The 22,065-nt window shown below is 69.1% G+C and carries 19 protein-coding genes and 1 pseudogene; 2 read left to right on the top strand and 18 right to left on the bottom strand.

Features of this window, described 5'->3' with window-relative positions; genetic code table 11:
- Nucleotides 1–134: 134 nt before the first annotated feature.
- The 5 genes from EV651_RS17300 to EV651_RS17280 all read right to left on the bottom strand — a co-directional run bounded on the left by EV651_RS17300 (nucleotide 135) and on the right by EV651_RS17280 (nucleotide 3,458).
- Nucleotides 135–440 (bottom strand): YggT family protein, encoded by a 306-nt coding sequence (locus EV651_RS17300; RefSeq protein WP_130379857.1) that lies wholly within the window; start codon nucleotides 438–440, stop codon nucleotides 135–137.
- Nucleotides 441–478: 38 nt separating this feature from the next.
- Nucleotides 479–1,033 carry a cell division protein SepF gene (locus tag EV651_RS17295; protein WP_133786226.1) on the bottom strand — a complete coding sequence of 185 codons (555 nt, stop codon included), beginning with the start codon at nucleotides 1,031–1,033 and terminating at the stop codon, nucleotides 479–481.
- A 71-nt stretch (nucleotides 1,034–1,104) separates the two neighbouring features.
- Nucleotides 1,105–1,818 carry a YggS family pyridoxal phosphate-dependent enzyme gene (locus EV651_RS17290; protein ID WP_133786225.1) on the bottom strand — a complete coding sequence of 238 codons (714 nt, stop codon included), beginning with the start codon at nucleotides 1,816–1,818 and terminating at the stop codon, nucleotides 1,105–1,107.
- Complete coding sequence (gene pgeF, locus EV651_RS17285; protein WP_133786224.1) at nucleotides 1,815–2,543, bottom strand: peptidoglycan editing factor PgeF; 729 nt, start codon at nucleotides 2,541–2,543, stop codon at nucleotides 1,815–1,817. The genes EV651_RS17290 and pgeF overlap by 4 nt, the downstream gene beginning before the upstream one ends.
- 9 nt (nucleotides 2,544–2,552) lie before the next feature.
- Complete coding sequence (locus EV651_RS17280; RefSeq protein ID WP_133786223.1) at nucleotides 2,553–3,458, bottom strand: S41 family peptidase; 906 nt, start codon at nucleotides 3,456–3,458, stop codon at nucleotides 2,553–2,555.
- A 57-nt stretch (nucleotides 3,459–3,515) separates the two neighbouring features.
- Here EV651_RS17280 and EV651_RS17275 point away from each other — a divergent pair, with 57 nt between their 5' ends.
- Nucleotides 3,516–4,040, top strand: a complete 525-nt coding sequence (locus tag EV651_RS17275) for a transcriptional regulator (RefSeq protein WP_133786222.1) — start codon at nucleotides 3,516–3,518, stop codon at nucleotides 4,038–4,040.
- A gap of 623 nt (nucleotides 4,041–4,663) precedes the next feature.
- Here EV651_RS17275 and ftsZ read toward each other — a convergent pair.
- The 13 genes and pseudogenes from ftsZ to mraZ all read right to left on the bottom strand — a co-directional run.
- Nucleotides 4,664–5,675 (bottom strand): annotated as a pseudogene (ftsZ, locus tag EV651_RS43090) (cell division protein FtsZ); the annotation flags it as partial.
- A gap of 159 nt (nucleotides 5,676–5,834) precedes the next feature.
- Nucleotides 5,835–6,575: a cell division protein FtsQ/DivIB gene (locus EV651_RS17265; protein WP_133786220.1), complete on the bottom strand. Its 741-nt coding sequence runs from the start codon at nucleotides 6,573–6,575 to the stop codon at nucleotides 5,835–5,837.
- An 18-nt stretch (nucleotides 6,576–6,593) separates the two neighbouring features.
- Nucleotides 6,594–8,066: a UDP-N-acetylmuramate--L-alanine ligase gene (gene murC / locus EV651_RS17260; protein WP_133786219.1), complete on the bottom strand. Its 1,473-nt coding sequence runs from the start codon at nucleotides 8,064–8,066 to the stop codon at nucleotides 6,594–6,596.
- A complete protein-coding gene (murG, locus tag EV651_RS17255; RefSeq protein ID WP_133786218.1) occupies nucleotides 8,063–9,151 on the bottom strand; it encodes an undecaprenyldiphospho-muramoylpentapeptide beta-N-acetylglucosaminyltransferase in 1,089 nt (362 codons plus the stop codon). Before murG ends, murC begins: the two co-directional genes overlap by 4 nt.
- Nucleotides 9,152–9,184: 33 nt before the next feature.
- Nucleotides 9,185–10,435: a putative lipid II flippase FtsW gene (ftsW, locus tag EV651_RS17250; protein WP_133786217.1), complete on the bottom strand. Its 1,251-nt coding sequence runs from the start codon at nucleotides 10,433–10,435 to the stop codon at nucleotides 9,185–9,187.
- A 15-nt stretch (nucleotides 10,436–10,450) separates the two neighbouring features.
- Nucleotides 10,451–11,881, bottom strand: coding sequence for a UDP-N-acetylmuramoyl-L-alanine--D-glutamate ligase (murD, locus tag EV651_RS17245; protein ID WP_238157020.1), 1,431 nt, complete (start codon nucleotides 11,879–11,881; stop codon nucleotides 10,451–10,453).
- Between the two features lie 124 nt (nucleotides 11,882–12,005).
- Complete coding sequence (mraY, locus tag EV651_RS17240) at nucleotides 12,006–13,082, bottom strand: phospho-N-acetylmuramoyl-pentapeptide-transferase (RefSeq protein ID WP_133786215.1); 1,077 nt, start codon at nucleotides 13,080–13,082, stop codon at nucleotides 12,006–12,008.
- The gene (gene murF / locus EV651_RS17235; protein WP_133786214.1) at nucleotides 13,079–14,482 is read right to left on the bottom strand and encodes a UDP-N-acetylmuramoyl-tripeptide--D-alanyl-D-alanine ligase; all 1,404 of its coding nucleotides are present in this window, start codon (nucleotides 14,480–14,482) and stop codon (nucleotides 13,079–13,081) included. The genes mraY and murF overlap by 4 nt, the downstream gene beginning before the upstream one ends.
- Nucleotides 14,479–16,020, bottom strand: coding sequence for a UDP-N-acetylmuramoyl-L-alanyl-D-glutamate--2,6-diaminopimelate ligase (locus tag EV651_RS17230; RefSeq protein ID WP_238156977.1), 1,542 nt, complete (start codon nucleotides 16,018–16,020; stop codon nucleotides 14,479–14,481). The genes murF and EV651_RS17230 overlap by 4 nt, the downstream gene beginning before the upstream one ends.
- 65 nt (nucleotides 16,021–16,085) lie before the next feature.
- Entirely contained in the window at nucleotides 16,086–18,314 is a 2,229-nt protein-coding gene (locus EV651_RS17225; protein WP_238156976.1) for a penicillin-binding protein 2, read from the bottom strand.
- 4 nt (nucleotides 18,315–18,318) lie between these two features.
- Nucleotides 18,319–18,939, bottom strand: coding sequence for a hypothetical protein (locus tag EV651_RS17220; protein WP_133786213.1), 621 nt, complete (start codon nucleotides 18,937–18,939; stop codon nucleotides 18,319–18,321).
- Nucleotides 18,939–19,904, bottom strand: a complete 966-nt coding sequence (gene rsmH, locus EV651_RS17215) for a 16S rRNA (cytosine(1402)-N(4))-methyltransferase RsmH (RefSeq protein WP_133786212.1) — start codon at nucleotides 19,902–19,904, stop codon at nucleotides 18,939–18,941. The genes EV651_RS17220 and rsmH overlap by 1 nt, the downstream gene beginning before the upstream one ends.
- Before the next feature lie 243 nt (nucleotides 19,905–20,147).
- A complete protein-coding gene (gene mraZ / locus EV651_RS17210) occupies nucleotides 20,148–20,579 on the bottom strand; it encodes a division/cell wall cluster transcriptional repressor MraZ (protein WP_131341982.1) in 432 nt (143 codons plus the stop codon).
- Nucleotides 20,580–21,072: 493 nt separating this feature from the next.
- On the opposite strand from mraZ, the gene EV651_RS17205 reads away from it, so the two are divergent.
- Nucleotides 21,073–22,065 (top strand): MoxR family ATPase, encoded by a 993-nt coding sequence (locus tag EV651_RS17205; protein ID WP_198682266.1) that lies wholly within the window; start codon nucleotides 21,073–21,075, stop codon nucleotides 22,063–22,065.

Genomic DNA, 22,065 nt, shown 5'->3' with positions numbered 1-22,065 from the left:
TTTCACCTCGTTTGTCTGTGTCTTGGCGGAGTCCCCGTGGCCCTCGCCTTGGCGACTCAGTAGATCACGTTATCGCTTCGTTGTCTTATGACGGAATCCGGGCTCTATCTACCCAGTCTTCGCGGTCCTCACCCTCACAACGATCGAAGGGCCGTCGAGTTGATCGCCATCGCCACCGACACCATGACGAACAGCATCAGCATCGACAGGTCGATGCGGATTCCACCGGCCCCGATCGGGGGCAGGATCCGCCGCAGCGGCTTCAGGAACGGGTCCGTGATCGAGTAGATCAGCTCGAAGAACAGCAGCAGCGGCCCCTTGGGATGCCACTGCGGAGCGAACATGACGATCAGACTGAGTACGAACCGTGCCACCAGCACCAGGAAGAAGGCGAGCAGGACCCAGTACAGAACGATGAGGACGAGCGCGAGAGCATCCATGTCGACAACGAGTGTAGAAGACGGCGGAAGCGCCGGCCTCAGCTCTGGTTGTAGAACCCGTCCGCAGCGATCTTTTCCTTCTCCTCGGCAGCCACCGTCACGTTCGGCGGGCAGACCAGGAACACCTTGGTGGTGATCCGCTCGATCGAGCCCCGGCAGCAGAAGATCAGGCCGGCCGCGAAGTCCACCAGCCGCTTGGCGTCGGAGTGGTCCATCTCGGTCAGGTTCATGATGACGGGCGTACCGTCGCGGAAGTGCTCACCGATCACGCGCGCCTCGTTGTAGCTGCGCGGGTGCACGGTGGTGATGCGGGCCAACTCGGTAACCTCCGGGGACGACGCGACACCGCGCCGGTCTGGGAACTTGCTGACCGTGGCGCCGCTGTGGTCCTCGCGGCCCTGGGGCTCGGTGCGAGGCTCGCGGCTCTCCCGGCCGGCGGGTACCGGCTCGGTCTCGTGGGAGTCCCCGTCGACGGCTTCGTCGTCGTACTCGTCGTACTCGTCGTCGTAGGTGTCGTCGTACCGCGCGTTGTAGCGCTCCCCGTCCTCGACCAAGCCGAGGTACACACCCATCTTGCGCAGTGCGCCGCTCATGGCCCTCCAGCACCTCGATCCGGTTCGACGACAACGGTGAGCAGGAAGCAAAAACCTGCTCGATGTCGACACTAACCGAGTGGAGGACGCGTACCGAGTAAGGCGCGCCCGAGCCGCACGTGTGTCGCACCGTGCTTGATCGCGGCCTCCAGATCGCCGGTCATCCCGGCCGAGATCCAGTCGGCGCCGGGGTGTTCGGAGCGTAGCCGCGACGCTACTTCACGGAGTCCGGCGAAGGCCTCCTCGGGGTCCGAACCGAGGGGCGCGACGGCCATCACTCCCCCGAGTTCGAGGCCGTCGGCCGACGCGATCTCCGCGGCCAGTTCGGGTACGTCGGCCGGCGCGACACCGCCCCGGCTCGCGCCGGTCGCCGCGTCCGCGGATCCGTACGCCGCAAGGCTCACCTGGATCAGGCAGCGCAACGTCTTCGCCTCGGCGACCGCGGCCTTGGACAGCGGCTCGACGAGTGACGACCGGTCGACCGAGTGCACGACCGACGCGTACCGCGCGACCGAGCGGGACTTCTTCGACTGCAACTGACCGACGAAGTGCCAGGTGAGGTCCGGGCAGTCCGGCGCCTTCGTCTTCAACTCCTGCTCGCGGTTCTCCCCGACGTCCTGGATCCCGAGGCCCGCGAGCGCCCGTACGTCGCTGACTGGGAAGGTTTTGGTGATCGCCACGAGGGTGACCTCGTCCACGGCTCTCCCGGCCGCCTGACAGGCCTTCTCGATCCGCTCCCGCACCTGCTCGAGGTTCTCGCGGAGCTCGTCGGCTCGCGTGGTCACTGGGCGACCACCTTGATCAGTCCTGCCATCCGCCCGCTCTCCGGACCTTCGCGGCGGTACGAGTACAGGTTCTCGGACTTGATCGTGCAGGCAGTCGCGTCGACCACCTCGACGCCGAGCTCGGCCAGTTGCGCCTTCACACCGGCGGCCACATCGATCGCGGGCGTTCCCCAACTGGTCTCGGAGTACGACGCCGGCACCCGCTCCGCGACCTCGGCGCGCATATCGTCGGGGACCTCGTAGCACTTCCCGCACGCAGACGGTCCGAGGACGGCGGTGATCGTCGCCGCACCGAGTTCCCGCATCGCGTCGACGGTCGCCGGGACGATGCCGACGTACATGCCCTTGCGGCCGGAGTGCGCGGCGCCGATCACGCCGTCGCCGGACAGCAGCACCGGCAGGCAGTCGGCCGCGCGAACGGCCAGCACCACATCGGATCGCGTCGTCACCAGACCGTCGGCCTTCGGCATCGGCCGAGTGGGAAGTTCGTCGCCGGGCCGTACGACGTGCACGTCGCGGCCGTGCACCTGGCTGACCCGCACCACGTTCCCCGCGGGCACCCCGAACTCGGACGCGATCAGCCCGAAGTTCGCGATCACCCCGTCGGCGTCCGGCCCCGAGGCACTGCCCAGGTTCAGTTCGCCGTACGGCGGTTTGCTGGCGCCGCCGAACCGATCGGTGAACGCGAACCGAACACCCTGGCGAACCTCGTCGTAGCCGAACACGCCTGAAGGTTACCCAGCGGCAGCCGTCGCGCGGCGGTAGGCCTCGGTGAAGGCGTCGGCCGCGGGGACGTCGACGTCGGGAACGACGCCGGTACCTTCCCAGTTGGTCCCGGAGATCTGATTGACAGAACGCGCCACCGGAACGGTCGCCTCCAGCTGATCATGCAGTCTGAAGCCCTGCCGGGGATGCGCGCCGCCGCCCGTCCGCTCGCCGACGATCGTCGCGCGCTCGAGTTGCTGCAGGTTGTACGCCAGCTCTTCACCGCCGGAGAAGGTCGCCGAGCTGGTCAGCACCCAGATCGGCTTGGTGCCGCCGAAGCGCGGCCCCGGCACGTACGGCACGGTCCAGAACTGTCGTAGCGTCCCCTCGGACGGCTTGACCAGGTCCTGCAGATGGATCGGTTCGCCGGAGTCGAACAGGTGGCTGCAGACGAAGGCGACCTGATCGGGCGAACCGCCCACGCAGCGGCGCAGGTCGAGGATCAGCGCGTCCGCCGACGCGAGCAGCGTCATCGCGGCGGTCAGGGCCGCACCTGCATGGGTCGGGTCGTACAGCAACGGCCGGAGCTCCAGCAGGCCGACGTTCCCGTCCAGCCGTTCGACCCGCGCGATCCCGCCGGCGTCGCGCTCGGCCAACCGGCGCCAGTGTGCTTCCTCGGCCACCGGGTCGGTCTCGTCCGGCGGCCCGTCCTGATGGAACTTGAGCCGCAGGTGCTTGTCGAGGTTGCCGAGCTGCAGGTCGGCCGTGACCCGCTCGGCCAGCTGCTCCGGCGCCTGAAGCTCGTCGTATCGGCCCTCGTCGGTCGCTGCGGCGAGCCGGTTCGCGACCTCGGCGCCGACCTCCGGAAAGACGTAGTGCTCGGCGACCAGCGCGCCCAGGCGGCCGATGACGGTCCTGATCTCTTCGGTGTGCATGACGAGGAGTAGAGCAGACGAGTTGACAAAGCGTCAAGAATTCTCGACGCTTGATGCATGGCCGAGATCATCGATCACCTGGACGTGTCGAGCGCCGCGCAGTTCAAGGCGCTCGGGCACCCGCTCCGGCACCGCCTGCTGTTCGCACTCGGGCAGGAGGCGGCCACGATCAGCCAGCTGGCCGTTGCGCTCGGGACGGCGAAAGGCAACGTCGCCCACCATCTGGGCGTGCTCCGCGACGCCGGGATGGTGCACGTGGCCGAGACGCGGCAGGTGCGGGGTGGGACCGAGCAGTACTACCGGCGGTCGGTGCGGCGGTTCGGCTTCTCCGGCGAAGGCGCGCGGGCGAACAACACCGTCGCGCTGCAGGCAGTCGCAGCTGATCTGGAGTCCGCCGACCCCGACCCGATGTTCACCGTGCGGAACCTGCGGCTGACCGCAGCGCAGGCGGAGGAACTCGCCGCGACGCTGCAGCAGCTGGCCGACGACCTCGCCGATGCGGGCCCAGGAGAATCGCGGTACGGCGTGGTCGTGTCCGTCTACCGTCCTTGCCAGGCCACGACGCCCGGCGAGGGCGGCTGACTACTTGAGGAAGTCGGGGATGTCGAGGTCTTCCTCGGGCTCCGGCTTCTTCGGCTTGACCGGCTGGCTCGGCTGCGCAGACTGGGCCGACTGACCAGTCTGACCGGTCTGACCGGCGGCGTTGCTCGGGCCGTGGGTGGGCCAGGAGTGCTGGGTCGACGGCGAGGCCGGGGTGTGCGGGGCCGGCTGGGCCGACTGCTGGCCGGACTGCACGGTGCGGACGCCGTCACCCGCCTGCGGGCGCGCGGAGTTCGTCGTCCCGGCGCCGGGCCGCGGCTCGGTCGGTGCGGGCACCGGCACGGTGTCGTCGGTCGGGGTGGCCGGGTTGCCGGGCGTCACGCCTGACGGCTGGCCGGCACCTGACTGCGGCTGCCCCGCGCCCTGACCGGCTCCGGGCGTCGGACCCGACTGGCTCGGTCCGGCTTGAGCGGAAGGCTGACCACCCGGCACCTGGCCGGACTGGGTCTGACCACCCGAGAACTGGCCGCCGGAGAACTGACCACCGGACTGCTGTCCTCCGCCCGGCTGTGCGCTCGACGGCTGGCCGCCCGACGGGCCGGCGGGCTGGCCGGACTGCTGGTTTGCCGGTGGTGTCGTGCCGCCTGCCATCGGCGCCGAGTAGCTCTGTGTGGCCGGGCGGGACGACTGCGGGCGGGCCTGGTTCATCGCCTGCTCGCGGCGTTTCGGCATCCCGCCGTCGAACCCGGCCGCGATCACCGTGACCCGCACCTCGTCACCGAGGGCGTCGTCGATGACCGCGCCGAAGATGATGTTCGCGTCCGAGTGCGCGGACTCCGAGACCAGCTGGGCCGCCTCGTTGATCTCGAACAGGCCGAGATCGGACCCGCCCGCGATCGACAGCAGCACGCCGTGCGCACCCTCGATACTTGCCTCCAGCAACGGCGACGAGATGGCCGCCTCGGCGGCCGCGACCGCACGGTCCTCGCCGCGCGACGAGCCGATGCCCATCAGCGCCGAGCCGGCGTTCGACATGACCGCCTTGACGTCGGCGAAGTCCACGTTGATCAGGCCGGGCGTGGTGATCAGGTCGGTGATACCGGAAACACCCTGCAGCAGCACCTGGTCGGCCTGCTTGAACGCGTCCAGCACGGACACGGCGCGGTCGGAGATGGTCAGCAGCCGGTCGTTCGGGATGACGATCAGGGTGTCGACTTCTTCGCGGAGGGTGGCGATGCCGTCCTCGGCCTGGGTCGCGCGCCGCTTTCCTTCGAAGGAGAACGGCCGCGTGACGACACCTATGGTCAACGCGCCGAGCGACCGGGCGATCCGCGCCACCACGGGTGCGCCGCCGGTGCCGGTGCCGCCGCCCTCGCCGGCGGTGACGAAGACCATGTCGGCGCCCTTCAGCGCCTCCTCGATCTCCTCGGCGTGGTCCTCCGCGGCCTTCTGCCCGATCGCCGGGTTCGCACCGGCGCCCAGGCCGCGGGTCTCCTCGCGGCCGATGTCGAGCTTGACGTCCGCGTCGCTCATCAGCAGCGCCTGGGCGTCGGTGTTGATGGCGATGAACTCCACGCCTTTCAACCCGTGCTCGATCATCCGGTTGACGGCGTTCACGCCGCCGCCGCCGATGCCGACGACCTTGATGAGTGCCAGGTAGTTCTGCGGTGCCGCCACGTCCGCGCCTCTCGCCTCGTTCGTTTCCCGTTGTCCAGCGAAAAGACTGAACCTCAAGTGGATGCTTAGACTTATGTCAACTTTAGATTACGTCGCACGCTACGGGACGGCTTCTGGCGATGTCCACGCGCCTCGCCGCCCATACCGCGATGTGATCAGTCACCGCTTTTCTCCTTTGGTGACAGGAAGATCGGGCGCCGAGACGTCGTACACCTTCGCCTGCCGCTTCATCAGCACGCTGAGTACCTCGGCCTTGCGCTCGCTGTCATCGGAACTACCCCAAACGACCTTGACCCCGGCGCTGAGGTTGAGGGTGATCGAGTCCGGCGACGCCGCCGAGATCGAGCCCACCTGCGCCCGCAACGTGTCCGGCAGGGCCGCCGACACCGTCACCACCGAGTGGATCGTGACGTCGCGCCGGATCCCGGTCACCTTCGCCTCCGGCAGGCCGCCCGGCCGGTCCGGGACCGTGCGGTACGTCGTACCCGTCGCGTCCACCAACTCGTACCGCGAGCCGTCGGTCACCACCACGACCGGGACCCGCTCGGTGACCACGATCACGATCTTGCGCGGCCACGCCCGCGTCACCTGCGCGTCCGCGACCGCCGGGATCGTCCGCACCCGGTCCGCGATCGACCGCAGGTCGACCTTGGCCAGCGGTGTACCCGTCGGCGCGGCCGCGACCTGCTCGATCGTTGCCACCGGCACCGTGTCGGCACCGCTGATCCGGACCCCCGAGACCGCGAACGCGGAGGAGAAGTAGAACAGCCAGACGACCAGACCGGCCAGCACGACCAGTCCGCCGCCGACGGCCCAGGGCAACCAGCTCCGCCACCGCACCAGCCGTTGCCGGCGCGCGAACTTCTGCTGTGCCCGAGCCAGATCGACGCTCTGGCTCATTCAACAAACCCCACCCTTTTACTCCACCACAGGTACCGGCGTTGCCTCGGAAGGCTCGCGGGCCGATTCACGAGCACTGGCGCGTTCGGCCAGCAAACCAACGACTTCCGGGCCGATCAGCGTCACGTCGCCCGCGCCCAGCGTCACCACCAGGTCGCCCGCCTGGGCGAGGTCCGCGACCAGTTGCGGTACGGCGGACCACGACGGCTCGAACCGCACCTGCTCGGGCTTCAGCGGCACATGGTTCGCGATCAGGGCGCCGGTGACACCGGGCTCCGGGTCCTCGCGGGCCGCGAAGATGTCCATCACCACGACCTCGTCGGCCAGTGCCAGCGCCTCGGAGAACTCGGTGGCGAAGATCCGGGTCCGGCTGAACAGGTGCGGCTGGAAACACGCGATCACACGCCCCTCCCCTGCCACCTGGCGGGCCGCGGTCAGGTCGACGGCGAGCTCGGTCGGGTGGTGCGCGTACGAGTCGAACACCCGCACCCCGTCCTCGAGACCCTTGAACTCGAACCGCCGGCCGGTGCCGGTGAACGACGCCAGTCCCTCGGCCAGGTCGGCCGCGGAGAACCCGAGCCCGAGGCCGACGGTCAACGCCGCCGACGCGTTCAGCGCGTTGTGCTTACCGGCCTGCTGCAGGTTCACGACGGGCAGCTTGCGTCCGCGGTACACCGGCACGAACGACTGAATCGCCCCGGTCGCGGTGATCTCGGTGACGCGCAGGTCCGCGTCCTGGGCCTCGCCGTACGTCCGGACGTCGATCCCGCGGTCCCGCGCGTACGACGCCAGCGCGCGGGCGCCCGCGTCGTCCTGGCAGATCACCATGAACCCGCCGGGCAGCACCCGGCCGCAGAACTCCTCGAACGCCTTCCGGTAGCTGGCCTCGTCGCCGTAGTTGTCCAGGTGGTCCGGCTCGACCGACGTGACGATCGACACCTCGGGCGCGTAGGTCAGGAACGACTTGTCCGACTCGTCCGCCTCGGCGACGAACAGGTCGCCGGTGCCGTCGTGGGCGTTCGACCCGGACTCGTTCAGGTTGCCGCCGATCGCGTACGACGGGTCCGCGCCGCAGTGCTGCAGCGCTACGGTCAGCATCGAGGTGGTCGTGGTCTTGCCGTGCGTGCCGGCGACCGCGATCGTCCGGCGGCCGACCATCACCGACGCGAGCGCGGCGGCCCGCGGCAGGATCGGGATCCCGGCCGCGCGGGCGGCGACGACCTCTGGGTTGGTCTCGCGGATAGCGGTCGACACCACCACGGTGTCGACGTCCTTCACGTGCTCGGCGGCGTGGCCGACCCAGCAGGTCGCGCCGAGCGCCCGGAGCGCTCCCAGCACCTTGCCGTCCTTGGCGTCCGAGCCGGACACCTCGATCCCGCGCGACGCCATGATCCGGGCGATCCCGGACATGCCGGCGCCGCCGATTCCCACGAAGTGCACCCTGCCCAGCTTCTCGGCCGGTTGCAGCGTGTCAGGTGCGGTGACGATCACGACGCAGACCTCACCACATCGAGGATGATCCGCGCCAATCGGTCGTCGGCGTCGGTCCGGATCACACCGGTCGCAGCTGTGGACATGGCTGTCAGACGCTCGCGGTCGAGCAGAAGTTGCGGCACGTTCGCGCGCACCCAGTCCGCGGTCAGCTCGGCGTTGTCGATCAGCACACCTCCACCTACGTCGACCACCGGCTTCGCGTTCAGCCGCTGCTCACCGTTACCGATCGGCAGCGGGACGTAGATCGCGGGCAGGCCGACACCGGACACCTCGGTGACCGTGTTCGCGCCCGAGCGGCAGACCACCAGGTCCGCGGCGGCGTACGCGAGATCCATCCGGTCGACGTAGTTCAGTACGACGTACGGCAACGGACCGGTCTGCGGCACCTCGAGGGTGTTCTTCGGGCCGATCGCGTGCAGCACCTGGATACCGGCCGCCTGCAGGTCCGCGGCGGCGCCCGAGACGGACTCGTTGATCCGCTGCGCGCCCTGTGAGCCACCGGTCACGAACAGTGTCGGCGCGTCCGGGTCGAGGCCGAAGAACTGCCTGGCCTCGGCGCGCAGCGCGGCCCGGTCCAGCGTGGAGATCGCCCGCCGGATCGGCAGGCCGACGTACTCGGCATGCGGCAGGTCGGTGCCCGGGAACGACGTCTTCACGTGCTGCGTGCAGTACCGGGCGGCGAACTTGTTCGCGATTCCCGGGACGGCGTTCCCCTCGTGCACCACGATCGGGGTCTTCCGCCGCCAGGCAGCGACGTACGCCGGGGTGGAGACGTAGCCGCCGAAGCCGACCAGCACGTCCGCCTTCGCCTCGTCGAGCACCTTCCGGGCCGCGCTCACCGAGGACAGCAGCTTTCCGGGAACAGCCAACAGCGCGGGCGTGGGCTTGCGCGGCAGCGGCACCGGCGGGATCAGCTCGAGCCGGTACCCGGCCTCGGGGATCACGCGGGTCTCGAGACCGCGCTCGGTCCCGAGGGCGATGATCTCGATCGTCGGGTCGATCCGGCGCAGGGCGTCTGCGGTGGCGATCAGGGGTGAGGTGTGGCCGGCGCTACCGCCACCTGCCAGGACAATGCTGGGCACAGCTTTCAACGCTCCCGCGGGTTCATTTGTACTTCATTTGTACGCAGTACGCCGCGAAGGCAACCAGCCGAAACGAGGTCGCCGGGTCTCTTTCAGGGCGGCCTGCGCGCCGGGCTCGGCCTTCGCGAAGGACAGCAGCATGCCGATCGCGATCAGCGTCGGCAGCAGTGCGGAACCACCGTACGACAAAAGCGGGAGCGGGATACCCACGATGGGTAGCAGTCCGATCACGGCGCCGAGGTTGACCAGCGTCTGCGCCATGATCCAGATCGTGATCCCGGCCGCCGCATAGCGGACGAACGGCTCGGTGTTGCGGGTCGCGATCCGCACCCCGGCGTAGGCCAGGGTGAGGAACAGGGCGAGCACGGTGAGCGACCCGACCAGGCCGAGCTCCTCACCGATCACCGAGAAGATGAAGTCGGTGTGCGCCTCCGGCAGGTTGCTCCACTTCTGCCGGCTGTTGCCGATCCCGACGCCCCACCAGCCGCCGGTCGAGAGCGCGTAGAACGAGTGGTAGGCCTGCCAGCCGACGGTGGTCGGGTTCGCGAACGGGTCCAGGAACGACGTCACCCGGTCCAGGCGGTACTTCTCCGCGTTCACGAAGTACGCCGCGACCGTGCCGACCACCGCGATGGTGGCGACGAACAGCCGGGTCGGCGCCCCGACGATCCAGATCATGCCGATCATCACGGCCATCAGCACCAGCGCCGTACCGAGGTCGTGCTGCCCGACCACCAGCGCGATCACCAGACCGCAGACCGGCACCATCGGGACCAGCAGATGCTTCCACTGGGTGAGCAGCTTCTCCTTGCGTGCATAGAGATCCGCGCACCACATCACCATCGCCAACTTGGCGAACTCGCTCGGCTGGATCTGCAGCGGACCGCCGAGGTTGAGCCAGTTGGTGTTGCCGTTCACGCCGACACCGAGGCCCGGGATGTAGGTCAGCACCAGCAGGAACATCGACCCGAGCAGCGCGACGTACGCGAGCATCCGGAAGTGCCGCGGCGTCATCCGCGAGGCGACGTACGCCATCGGCAGGCCGACACCGACCCAGATCAGCTGCCGGACGAAGATCGTGTAGCTGTTCCCGTTGACGCGCAGCGACAGCACGCTGGACGCCGACAGCACCATCATCAGACCGAGCACCAGCAGCAGGCCGGTCGCGCCGAGCACGATGTGGTACGACGTCAGCGGCCGATCGAGCACGTCCTTGATCGCGGCGATCCAGGCACGCTCGCTGGTCTGCTTCTTCTGGTCCGGCTGATCTGCGATCGACGTCACGCGATCACCTCCGGATCAGTTGCTCAGGGAGCGAACTGCTTCGGCGAAGGCGTCGCCGCGGGCTCCGTAGTTGGCGAACATGTCCCAGGATGCGCAGCCGGGTGCGAGCAGCACGGTGTCACCCACCTGTGCGAGCTTCGCCGCCTCCCCCACCACGATCTCCATGGCTCCAGTGTCCGTTGACTCGACGACGATCCTCGGGACATCCGGTGCGTGTCGCTGCAGAGCTTCGGCGATCACGTCCTTGTCCTGTCCCAGCAGTACGACGGCGCGCAGGCGTTGGCGTGCCGCGATGACGAGCTCGTCGAACGTCGCGCCCTTCGCCTGACCGCCGGCGATCCACACTACGTGCTCGTAGGCAAGCAACGACGCCTGCGCGGCATGCGGGTTGGTCGCCTTCGAGTCGTCGACATAGTTGACCCCGGCAACTTCCGCGACGTGCGCGATCCGGTGCTTGTCGGGCCGGAACCCGCGCAGCCCGTCGCGGATCGCGGTCGCCGGAACGCCGAAAGCGCGAGCGAGCGCCGCGGCCGCCAACGCGTTCGCCACGTTGTGCGGCGCGGGCGGGGTGATGTCGGACAAGCTCGCAAGCTCCAGTGCCGACGTGGCGCGCTGCTCCACGAACGCGCGGTCTACGAGCAGGTCGTCGACGAGGCCGAGCATCGAGAGGCCTGGCGTACCGAGGGTGAAGCCGATCGCGCGGCAGCCCTCGATCACATCGGCTTCCTCGACCAGGTGCTCGGTGGCCGGATCAGCGACGTTGTACACGCACGCGACCTGGCAGTTCTCGTAGATCCGGCCCTTGTCCTGCGCGTACGCCTCGAGCGAACCGTGCCAGTCGACGTGATCCGGCGCGATGTTCAGCACGGCGGCCGAGTGCGCCGACATCGAGTGCGTGAAGTGCAGCTGGTACGACGAGAGCTCGACCGCGATCACGTCGTACGGCTCGGGATCCATCACGACCTCGAGCAACGGAAGCCCGACGTTGCCCGCGGCAACGGCACGGTGGCCGGCCGCCTGCAGGATCGCGGTCAGCATCTGCACGGTCGTGGTCTTGCCGTTGGTGCCGGTGATGCACAGCCACGGCGCGGCGTTGGCCGGATCCCGCAGTCGCCAGGCCAGCTCGATCTCGCTCCAGATCGGCACATCCCGCTCGGCCGCCTGCGCGAGCAGCGGTGCGTGCGGCGGTACGCCGGGCGACGTGACGACGACATCGACGTCCTTCGGGAGTTCCGCCGTACTGCCCGGGCCGAGGGTGATCGTGGCGCCGAGCGTCTCGAGGATCTGCGCCTTCTCGCGGAGTGCCTCGGTGTCCCGGTCGTCGAGCACGACGAGGTGCTCGGCGCCGGCCTGGATCAGGGAGTCGGCGCAGGCGTAGCCCGCCGTACCGAAGCCGAGCACGACGAACCGGGTCGTCACCCAGCCGTCATCGGTGCGGTTCTCCATGGTCACGGGGCCTCCCGGTCTGGACTGAGGAGCGGCGGGAGCGAAGCGACCAGAGCGACGAGGGAAGACCGGGAGCAACAGCCCCGTGACCCGCCGCGACGGAGTCGCGGCAATTCAACACAGCTCATCCGGTTACCCATTCCGCGTAGAAGACCCCGAGGCCGATCACCACGAACAGCCCTTGGATGATCCAGAAGCGGATCACCACGTTCACCTGTTCCCAGCCGAGCATCTCGAAGTGATGCTGCAACGGCGCCATCCGGAAGAGCCGTTTGCCGACGCCGGCGGTGCGTTTGGTGATCTTGAAGTAGCCGACCTGGAGGATCACCGACGCGGTGATGAGGACGAACAGGCCGCCGAGCAACAGCACCAGCAGCTCGGTCCGGGTCATCACGGCCATACCGGCCAGCGCGCCGCCCAAGGACAGCGACCCGGTGTCGCCCATGAAAATCTTGGCCGGTGACGCGTTCCACCACAGGAACCCGAACAGCGCTCCGGTCAGACAGGCGGCGACCACGGCGAGGTCGTGCGGATCTCGCACCTCGTAACACTTGGTGCCCGGAGCGGTCTGGCAGCTCTGGCCGAACTGCCAGATGCAGATCAGCGTGTAGGCGCCGAACACCATCATCGACGCGCCGGTGGCCAGCCCGTCCAGGCCGTCGGCGAGGTTGACGCCGTTCGACATGCCGGCGATCAGCAGCAGGATCCAGATCACCACCACGATCACCGGCAGTTCCAGCCAGCCGATGTCGCGGATGAACGAGATGAACGGCGACGCCGGCCGCTGCCCGCGGTCGTCGGGGAACTGCAGCGCGAGCACCGCGAACACCACCGCGACCATGGTCTGGCCGGCCAGTTTCGCCTTGCTGCGCAGGCCGAGGCTGCGCTGCCGGAAGATCTTGATGAAGTCGTCCACGAAGCCGACCGCGCCCATGCCGGCGAACAGGAACAGCACCAGGATCGCCGAGGCGCTCGGCGGCGTCATCGTGAACAACTTCGCCGCGAAGTACCCGACGATGGTCGCGGCGATGAACACGGTGCCGCCCATGGTCGGCGTACCGCGCTTGACCTGATGCGACTTCAGCCCGTCGTCCCGGATCTCCTGGCCGTAGCCGCGGCTGGCCAGCCACTTGATCGCGTACCGGGTGCCGAGCAGTGTCAGCACCATCGCGACGGCGCCGCCGAACAGGATCGAGATCACTGGGCGTCCTCCACCAGCGCGTCGGCGAGGCTGCGCAGCTTCGCCGCCTTCGAGGACTTCACCAGTACGACGTCACCCGCGCGGAGCTCTCGGCGCAGCAACTCCAGCGCCTCGGGGATGGTCTCGACGAACGCGGACTCCTTGCCCCACGAACCTTCCAGCGAGGCGCCGAGGTGGATCGGTTTCGCGCCCTCGCCCACCACGAGCAGCCGGTTCACGTCCAGCCGGACGGCCAGCCGGCCGATCGCGTCGTGCTCGTCGGCCGAGGTGTCGCCGAGCTCGAGCATCTCGCCGAGCACCGCCCAGGTCCGCGCACCGCGAGAACGGCCGATCGCGGCCAAGGACTTCAGGGCCGCGCGGGTCGACTCCGGGTTCGCGTTGAACGCGTCGTTGATGATCGTGACGCCGTCCGGCCGCTCGGTCAGCTCCATCCGCGCCGCGGACACCCGCTCCGCGGCGTTCAGGCCGTCGGTGATCTGCTCCGGCGTCAGGCCGATCGCGACACAGACCGCCGCGGCGGCCAGCGCGTTCGAGACGTAGTGCTCACCGATGAACTGCAGCTGGACCGGGGCGCTGAAATCGCCGATCTGCAGCGTGAACGCAGGCCGTCCCTCGCCGTCGATCTTCACGTCCGTGGCCCGGACCTCGGACTCCGGCGCCTCGCCGAACGTCAGCACCTGCTGCTGGGTCCGGCCGCGCATCGCGGCGACCCGGTGGTCGTCGGCGTTCAGGATCGCGGTGCCGCCCGGCCTGACGGCCTCGATCAGCTCGCCCTTCGCCAGCGCGATGTTGTCCTGGGACCCGAGCTTGCCGATGTGCGAGGTGCCGACGTTCAGCACCAGACCGATCTGCGGCGGCGTGATCCCGGTCAGGTAGGTGATGTCCCCCAGGCTCCGCACACCCATCTCGGCGATCAGGTACTTCGTCGTCGCGGTCGCCTGCAGCGCGGTCAGCGGGTGCCCGATCTCGTTGTTGAACGAGCCTTCCGGCACCACGGTCTCGCCGTACGGGCGGATCAGCTGCCCGATCAGGTCCTTGGTGCTGGTCTTGCCCGACGAGCCGGTCAGCGCGATCACGGTCAGATCGGGCAGCTTGCCGATGACGTGGCGCGCCAGGTCGCCGAGCGCCCGCTGCGCGTCGTCGACGACGATGCACGGGCTGCCCTCGATCGGCCGCGTGGTCAGCGAGACGGTGACGCCGGCCGCGGTCGCCGCACCGACGAAGTCGTGGCCGTCCACGCGTTCGCCGGGCAGGGCGACGAACAGTCCACCCGGCCCAGCGGCTCGTGAGTCGATCGTTACCGCGCCGTCCACCATGACACTTCTTGGGGCCGCGGACTCGACGCCCACGAGCTCACCGCGGACGGCGTCGGCGATCTCGCCGCAACTGACAGGGATCACCGGTCTGCCTCCAACAACTCACGCACAGTTTCACGGTCGTCGAACGGGTGGATCACACCGCCGACGTCCTGGCCCGTCTCATGACCCTTCCCGAGGACGACGACGGTGTCGCCCGGCCCGGCCAGCTCGATCGCGGACGCGATCGCCTGCCGGCGGTCGCCGATCTCGTGCAGGTCGGCGCCCGGAACCGCCTCCCGGGCTCCCGCGAGCGCGGCGGCCCGGATCGCGGCCGGGTCCTCGCTGCGCGGGTTGTCGTCGGTGACGATCACCACGTCCGCGGCCCTGGCCGCCTCGGCGCCCATCGCGGGCCGCTTCCCCGGGTCCCGGTCACCACCGCAGCCGACGACCGCGAACAACCGGCCCTTCGTCGCAGTCCGCGCGGCCCTCAACGCCAGCCCGACCGCGTCCGGCGTGTGCGCGTAGTCCACGATCACCGCCAGCCCGTCCGCACGGGTGAACGTCTCCATCCGCCCCGGTACGGCGGCGGTCCGCAACCCGGCCGCGATCGCCTCGGCGGGTACGTCGACCTGCCGCAGCATCGCCGTGGCGAGCAGGGCATTGGCGACATTGAAGTCACCCGGCAGCGCGATCTCCACGGTCAGCGTCTCGTTCGGCCCCCGGATGTCGAGCACCGTCGTACCGTGCTCGGACCGGTGCCGATTGGCGACCGTCCAGTCGGCGTCACCCTTCGCCGACACCGTGACCAGCGGTACGACGGTCTGCGCGGCGAGCCGGCGCCCGTACTCGTCGTCGATCGTCACCACCGCGACATCGCACCGCTCCGGGGTGAACAACGAGGCCTTCGCCTGGAAGTAGTCCTCGAACGTCTTGTGGAAATCCAGATGATCCTGCGTGAGGTTCAGGAACCCGGCAACCGCGAACCGCGCCCCGTCGACGCGGCCCAGCGCCAGCGCGTGGCTCGACACCTCCATCGAGCACCACGCCACCGCCCGTTCCCGCATTACCGCGAACAGCGCCTGCAGGTCGGTGGCCTCCGGAGTGGTCCGGACGCTCTTCACGACCTCGTCGCCGATGCGGGTCTGGATCGTGCCGATGAGCGCCGTCGGACCGAGCCCCCGCAGTACGGAGTCCAGCAGGAAACTGGTGGTGGTCTTCCCGTTCGTGCCGGTCACGCCGAGCAGCCGGAGCGCACTGGTCGGCTCACCGTAGATGCGGGACGCGATCGCGCCGAGCACGCTCCGCGGCCGGTCGGCGACCAGCACCGGAAGACCTGTTGCCGCAGCGCGGTCCGCGCCGGCCGGGTCGGTCAGTACGGCGACCGCACCCGCCTGCTGGGCTTTCGCGACGAACTCCGCACCGTGCGTGACCGCACCGGGCAGCGCGGCGTACAGGTCGCCGGGAAGGATCGAACGCGAGTCGAGGGAAACGCCGGTCACGGTCGCCGGCAGCCCAAGAATCGAGCTCTGCGCCGGGACCGGAACATGGGCGACGCTCGCGAGGTCGGCGAGGCTGACCGGCACGACGTGCCGAGGCCTGATCGCTGCGACCGCGCCGCCGGCGGCGGTAGGGGTGGACACGGGCCCTGAGGCTACCGCTCCGGACCCCGTGACTCCTATCTGACCCTTCGTCACCAGGCTGGGCGTCACCGCTTCGATGAGGTCCACGTCAGCGGGATGTTCGGCTGCTGCGCCCCGGTCGGCGGGACGACGTACTTCTGCAGCGCGTAGCTCATCACGTCTCGGAACACCGGTCCTCCTTGGAGACCACCACCCCGGGCACCCTGGGGATCGTGCAGTACGACGTACGTCACGAACCGTGGGTTGTCCGCAGGAGCGAATCCGGCGAAAGAAGTCGCCCAGGCGCCGTACTTGCCGGTCCCCGGAACGACCTGCTGCGCGGTACCGGTCTTGCCGGCCACCAGGTAGCCGTCGATCGCGGCCTGCGGAGCGGTGCCCTTCTTCGCGGTCACCGCTTCCATCATCGTCGTGACCTCCTTGGCGGCCTTCTCGCTGACCACGCGGCGGGCCGGCGCGGTCTGGTTCGGGACCAGGGAGCCGTTCGCGTCGATGTAGTTGCGGACCACCTTGGGCGGCACGTAGACACCGCCGTTCGCGACCGCGTTCACCGCGGCGGCCTCCTGGACGGCGTTCACCGACAGCCCCTGGCCGAACGCGACGTTCGAGCGGGTGATCTCGGGCCACTCGTCGCCCGGCGCCAACCGGCCCTTCGTCTCGCCCGGGAAGTTCAGCCCGGTCGGCTCGCCGAAGCCGAAGTCGTGCAGGTACTTCACGAACTGCGCGATCGGCATCTTCTGCGCGGCCATGATCGTGCCGACGTTCGACGACTTCGCGATCACTCCGGAGATCGTCAGGTTCATCGTGTCGTGCGACCAGTGGTCCTTGATGATCCGGCGCTGCACCTCGATGCTGCCGGGCACCTGCAGCTTGGTGTTCAGGTCGATGATCCCGGCGTCGGCCAGGGCCGCCATCGTGACCACCTTCTGCACACTGCCCGGTTCGTAGCTGCGCTCCAGGGCCGGGTTGTTCAGGTCTCTCGACGTGTACTTCTTGTTCGGATCGAAGCTGGGGTAGTTGGCCATCGCCATCAGCTCCCCGGACTTCACGTCCATCACGACCACCGTGCCGGCGCTGGCCTTGTACTGCTCGACCGCCTCCTGGATCCGCTTCTCCGCGAAGTACTGCAGGTCGGTGTCCAGGGTCAGCTGGACACCGAGACCGGGCTTCGGCTCCTGCACCGTGTGGTTCGCGTTCGGGATCTTGTTGCCCTTGGCATCGACCTCGTACATCGCCTGGCCGTCCTTGCCGGACAGCTTGTCGTTCAGTCCGTACTCGAGACCCGATTGGCCCTTGCCGTCGGAGCCGGTCACGCCGACCAGGGTGGCGGCGATGCTGCCGTTCGGGTGGCTGCGGATCGGGTCTTCCTCGGTGTACAGCCCGGCCAACATCGGGGCCTGCTGGTCCTTGGGCTTGCCCTTGTTCTGCTCGGCGATGGGCACGTTCGCGGCCTTGATCTCGGCCTGGATCGTGCTCCAGACCGTCGGGCTCACCTGACGCGCGAGGTACGTGAAGCGGCCGGGGCCCGACATCGCGGCGACCAGCTTCGCGGTCGTCGTACCGGTCAGCTTCGGGGCCAGGATCGCGGCCAGCTGCTGCGCCACGGGCTTGGTCTGCTGTGGGTCCGCGGTGATCGCGACCGCGTCCTCTGTGACCGCCAGCTCGACGCCGTTACGGTCCTCGATGGTGCCGCGGTTCGCGTGCAGGATGTACGACCGGGCGTTCTCCTTGGTCGCCGCCTGCGCGTAGCTGTCCGGGTCAACGCCCTGGAGCAGCACGAGGCGCCCGGCGAACAACGACAGGACGAACGCCATCACTCCGAACGTCATCCGCAGCCGCAGCGCCGGCCGGCCGAGCCGCAGCATCCGCGGCGCCTTCTTCACCTTCCGCTTCTTCGGCCGCGGCGCGGGCCTGTTCTGCGGAGGCCGCTTCTTCCCGGAGGTCTTCTTGACCGGCCGCTTGGCCGCGACCTTCTTGACCGGCCGCTCACCGGTCTTCTTTGCGGCAGCCTTCTTGACGGCAGTCTTCTTGGCAGCGGGTGCCTGCTTGCGAGGAGCCGGCGGCCGTTTCGCGGCGGCCTTCCTGACCGGGCGTGGTGCTGCCGCCGCCTGTGCACGCTCCTGCTCCTCGCGGGCTTTGCGGAGGAGGCGTTCGCGGGTGGACTCGGGCCGTTGCGGGGCGGTGCGGCCACTGTCCGTAGCGGATGGACGACGGGGCTGAGCCTTGCTGGGCGGGTTCCCCCGGCCCGGTGCGGCACCACGCTTGCGTGGCGGCTCGTTTCCCCGTCGGTCCGTCATCCGATCATCCCCGTGTGGTCGTGGCGGGCTTCTTCGTCGTGGCCGGCGGCTTGGTGGTGCCGGTCGGCGGCTTGGTCGTGCTCGTGGGCGGCTTGGTGCTGGTCTGCGGCTTCACCGGAGTGACCGGCTTGACCGGTGTTACCGGCTTCACGGGCGTCACCGGCTTGGTGGTCGCCTTGCCGGTCGGCGTGCCCGGGCCGAACATCGCCGTACCGGCCCCGGCCTTGCCTTCGGCCGGTACGCCGAGCACACGGCCGTCGGACAGCCGCAGGAACACCGGGTTCGGATTCGGCACCATGCCGAGCCGCAGCGCGCGGTCGGACAGGTTCTGCGGCGACTCCAGCGTCCGGACCTGCTTCTCCAGCTGTTCCTGCTGGTCCCGCAGCTGGTCGGCCTGCGAGCTCAGCTTGGTGATGTTGAACGTGCCGCCCTGCAGCTCCGTGTTCAGCAGCAGCAGACCGACCAGTCCGGCGGCCAGCAGCGACACCACGAAGATGACGAACGGCATCCGGGGCGGCCGGAACGGCGCGCCGTACACCACGCGCAGCCGCGGCTGCGGCTTCTTCCCTGTGCTACCGGCGACCGGCGTCACCCGCGCCTTCTGCGGGCTGAAGACAGTACTCATCAGGCGACCAGTCCCTTCTCCCGGATCCGCTCGGCCGCCCGCACGCGAGCCGAGGCGGCGCGCGGGTTCACCGCGACCTCTTCCTCGGTCGGCCGTTCGGCGCCCCGGGTCAGTAGCTTCAGATACGGTTCGTGCCCGGCCGGGATCACCGGCAGGTCGTCCGGTACGTCGGACTTGGTGCCCGGCGCGAACGCCTGCTTGGTGATCCGGTCCTCGAGGGAGTGGTAGCTCATCACCACGATCCGGCCGTGCAACGCCAGCGACCCGAGCGCGGCCGGCAGCGCGCGACGCAGTACGTCGAGCTCGCCGTTCACCTCGATCCGCAACGCCTGGAAGGTCCGCTTGGCCGGGTGTCCCCCGGTCCGGCGGGCCGCCTGCGGGATCGCGTTGCGGACCAGCTCGGACAGTCGCGCGCTGTTCGTGAACGGCTCGGTCTCGCGCTCGCGGACGATCCGGTCCGCGATCCGGCGGGCGAACTTCTCCTCGCCGTACTGGAACAGGATCCGGGCCAGGTCGGCCGCGCTGTAGGTGTTGAGGATGTCGGCCGCCGTGGTCGGGCCGGTCGGGTCCATCCGCATGTCCAGTGGCGCGTCCTGCGCGTAGGCGAAACCGCGGTCGGCCTCGTCCAGCTGCATCGACGAGACACCCAGGTCGAACAGGATGCCGTCGACGGCCGGTACGTCGAGGTCCTCGAGCACCCGCGGCAACTCGTCGTACACCGCGTGCACGAGGGTGATCCGCTCCGCGTACGGCGCGAGCCGGTCGCCGGCCAGGCGCAGCGCAGCGGGGTCCCGGTCGAGGCCGATCAGCCGGACCTCGGGGAACTGCCGCAGGAACGCCTCGGAATGACCGCCGAGGCCGAGGGTGGCGTCGACGACGACGGCACCGGGACGCGCGAGCGCCGGCGCCAGCAGCGCGACCACGCGCTCCAGCATCACCGGCACATGCCGCTCCGCAGCGTCCATCTCGACCCTTCCCGTCACTTCCCTGCCCCTGCGGGAGCGACCCTGCCCCCGCAGGTCATGTGTGGTGCGCGGACAGGCGATAGACAGCACCGTCCGGTCAGATCGCGGGTACGCCTTCCGGGGAAGTACCTGCTGGGCTTGGCGCCGGGGAAGTGACGCCAACACTCCAGGTCGGAAGTCGGACCCGTGATCTCACCGGACGGTCGGTGTCTCGCGGTCCTCGCACACTGTTCAGCTTGAAGTTCAGAAGATGCCGGGCAGTACTTCCTCGGACAGGTCGGCGAACGCCTGCTCCTGCTCCTGCGAGTACCGGTTCCAGTTCTCCGTGTTCCAGATCTCCACCCGGTTCATCGCCCCGATGACGACGCAGTCGCGATCCAGTGACGCGTAGTCGCGCAGCATCGGCGGAATGGTGACCCGGCCCTGCTTGTCCGGCATCTCGTTGGAGGCGCCGGCGAACAACATCCGTAGGTAGTCCCGCGCACCCTTGTTGGTGATCGGAGCCTGCTTCAACTGCTCGGTCAGCTGGACGAACTCGCGCTCCGGCCACACGGACAGCGATCGCTCCTGTCCACGGGTGATCACCAGACCGTCGGCCAGCTCGTCCCGGAACTTCGCCGGCAGGAACAGCCGTCCCTTGTCGTCGAGCTTGGGGAAGTGCGTTCCGAGGAACACGCTCCACCTCCCCGTTGCGGACTCTCCGACTCAGGCGGGTGCTTCCACCACTTCAGTTCCACTGCGCTCCACCTTACTCCACTTTCCACCACCGTCAACCAACTTCCGCCCCATTCCGCCCCCGCGCCGCCTGAATCCGAGGCTGAAATCCCGCGTGTCGCTGCCGCCTCAACCGTTGCCTCCTCCACTTCCCTCCACCGCGTTCCTCCACTTCGCTCCACCGCGTTTCCGCCACTTCGCTCCACCGGGCTGAACCACTCGGGGCAGATCTGCGTGAACCTTCCGGGCGGTCGGAACGTCGTACGCCGCACGCACCGCTTTTGCCGCCCGTACGCTTGGAGGGAACTTGTTTCCGACCCCGCCGTGAGGGCGTGCGCCGATGAACCCCGACATGAACACCGAAACGCCAGGTAACGAAACTCCCGCGGCTCTAGGCCCGACCCCTACAGCGGGTGAGAATGTGTCGGCATCCAACGAATGGGGAGGACACCGAGTGAGCACCACCGCGACCAGCTCGCCGCTGGCAGGAGCCGGGGACTTCGACGAGCTGTCCGAGGTGGCGGGCCGTGTCCGCCGGGCCATGGAGACCGTGATCGAGGGCAAACCCGACGTCGTCGAGGTCGCCATCACGGTCCTGCTGGCCGAGGGGCATCTGCTGATCGAGGACGTGCCGGGCGTCGGCAAGACGATGCTGGCCAAGGCGCTGGCGAAGTCGATCGACTGCACCGTGCGCCGGATCCAGTTCACCCCGGACCTGCTGCCGTCGGACATCACCGGCGTCTCGGTCTTCAACCAGGAGATCCGCGACTTCGAGTTCAAGCCCGGCGCCGTGTTCGCGAACATCGTCGTCGGCGACGAGATCAACCGGGCCTCGCCGAAGACCCAGGCCGCGCTGCTGGAGTCCATGGAGGAGCGCCAGGTCACCGTCGACACCACGACGTACCACCTCGAGTCGCCGTTCATGGTCATCGCGACGCAGAACCCGATCGAGATGGAAGGCACGTACCCGCTGCCCGAGGCGCAGCGCGACCGCTTCATGGCCCGCGTCTCGATGGGCTACCCGGAGCCGGCCGCCGAGCTGCGGATGCTGGACGGGCACGCGGCCGACGACCCGCTGGCGAACCTCCAGCCGGTCACCGACGGCCAGCAGATCCTCCGGCTGGTGAAGACGGTGCAGTCGGTGCACGTGTCCGAGTCGGTGAAGGAGTACGCCGTTGCGCTGGTCGGCGCGACCCGCCGCTCGCAGGAGCTGCGGCTCGGCGCCAGCCCGCGGTCGACGTTGCACCTGATCCGGGCGGCCCGTGCGGCCGCCGCTCTGGACGCACGGGAGTTCGTGCTGCCGGACGACATCCAGGAGCTCGCGGTACCGGTGCTCGCGCACCGTGTGCTGCCGGCGGCCGAAGCGCATCTCGGTGGGCGCGGTGCGGCCGACATCATCTCCGGGCTGGTCGCCAGCGTGCCGCTCCCCCGCACCCGCCGGGACTGA

Origin of the sequence: Kribbella sp. VKM Ac-2571 (assembly GCF_004362255.1) — a bacterium.
GTDB classification, from domain to species: domain Bacteria; phylum Actinomycetota; class Actinomycetes; order Propionibacteriales; family Kribbellaceae; genus Kribbella; species Kribbella pratensis.
Note: the sequence above shows the minus strand (reverse complement) of the source record. Positions and strands in the feature narration are given on the sequence as shown.

Bases quoted from the DNA above. Each gene is read 5' to 3' on its own strand.
- EV651_RS17275 (WP_133786222.1), top strand. From the start codon at position 3,516: ATGGCCGAGATCATCGATCACCTGGACGTGTCGAGCGCCGCGCAGTTC.
- EV651_RS17295 (WP_133786226.1), bottom strand. From the start codon at position 1,033: ATGAGCGGCGCACTGCGCAAGATGGGTGTGTACCTCGGCTTGGTCGAG.
- EV651_RS17220 (WP_133786213.1), bottom strand. From the start codon at position 18,939: ATGAGTACTGTCTTCAGCCCGCAGAAGGCGCGGGTGACGCCGGTCGCC.
- murD (WP_238157020.1), bottom strand. From the start codon at position 11,881: ATGGAGAACCGCACCGATGACGGCTGGGTGACGACCCGGTTCGTCGTG.
- rsmH (WP_133786212.1), bottom strand. From the start codon at position 19,904: ATGGACGCTGCGGAGCGGCATGTGCCGGTGATGCTGGAGCGCGTGGTC.
- EV651_RS17280 (WP_133786223.1), bottom strand. From the start codon at position 3,458: ATGCACACCGAAGAGATCAGGACCGTCATCGGCCGCCTGGGCGCGCTG.
- EV651_RS17225 (WP_238156976.1), bottom strand. From the start codon at position 18,314: ATGACGGACCGACGGGGAAACGAGCCGCCACGCAAGCGTGGTGCCGCA.
- EV651_RS17300 (WP_130379857.1), bottom strand. From the start codon at position 440: ATGGATGCTCTCGCGCTCGTCCTCATCGTTCTGTACTGGGTCCTGCTC.
- EV651_RS17265 (WP_133786220.1), bottom strand. From the start codon at position 6,575: ATGAGCCAGAGCGTCGATCTGGCTCGGGCACAGCAGAAGTTCGCGCGC.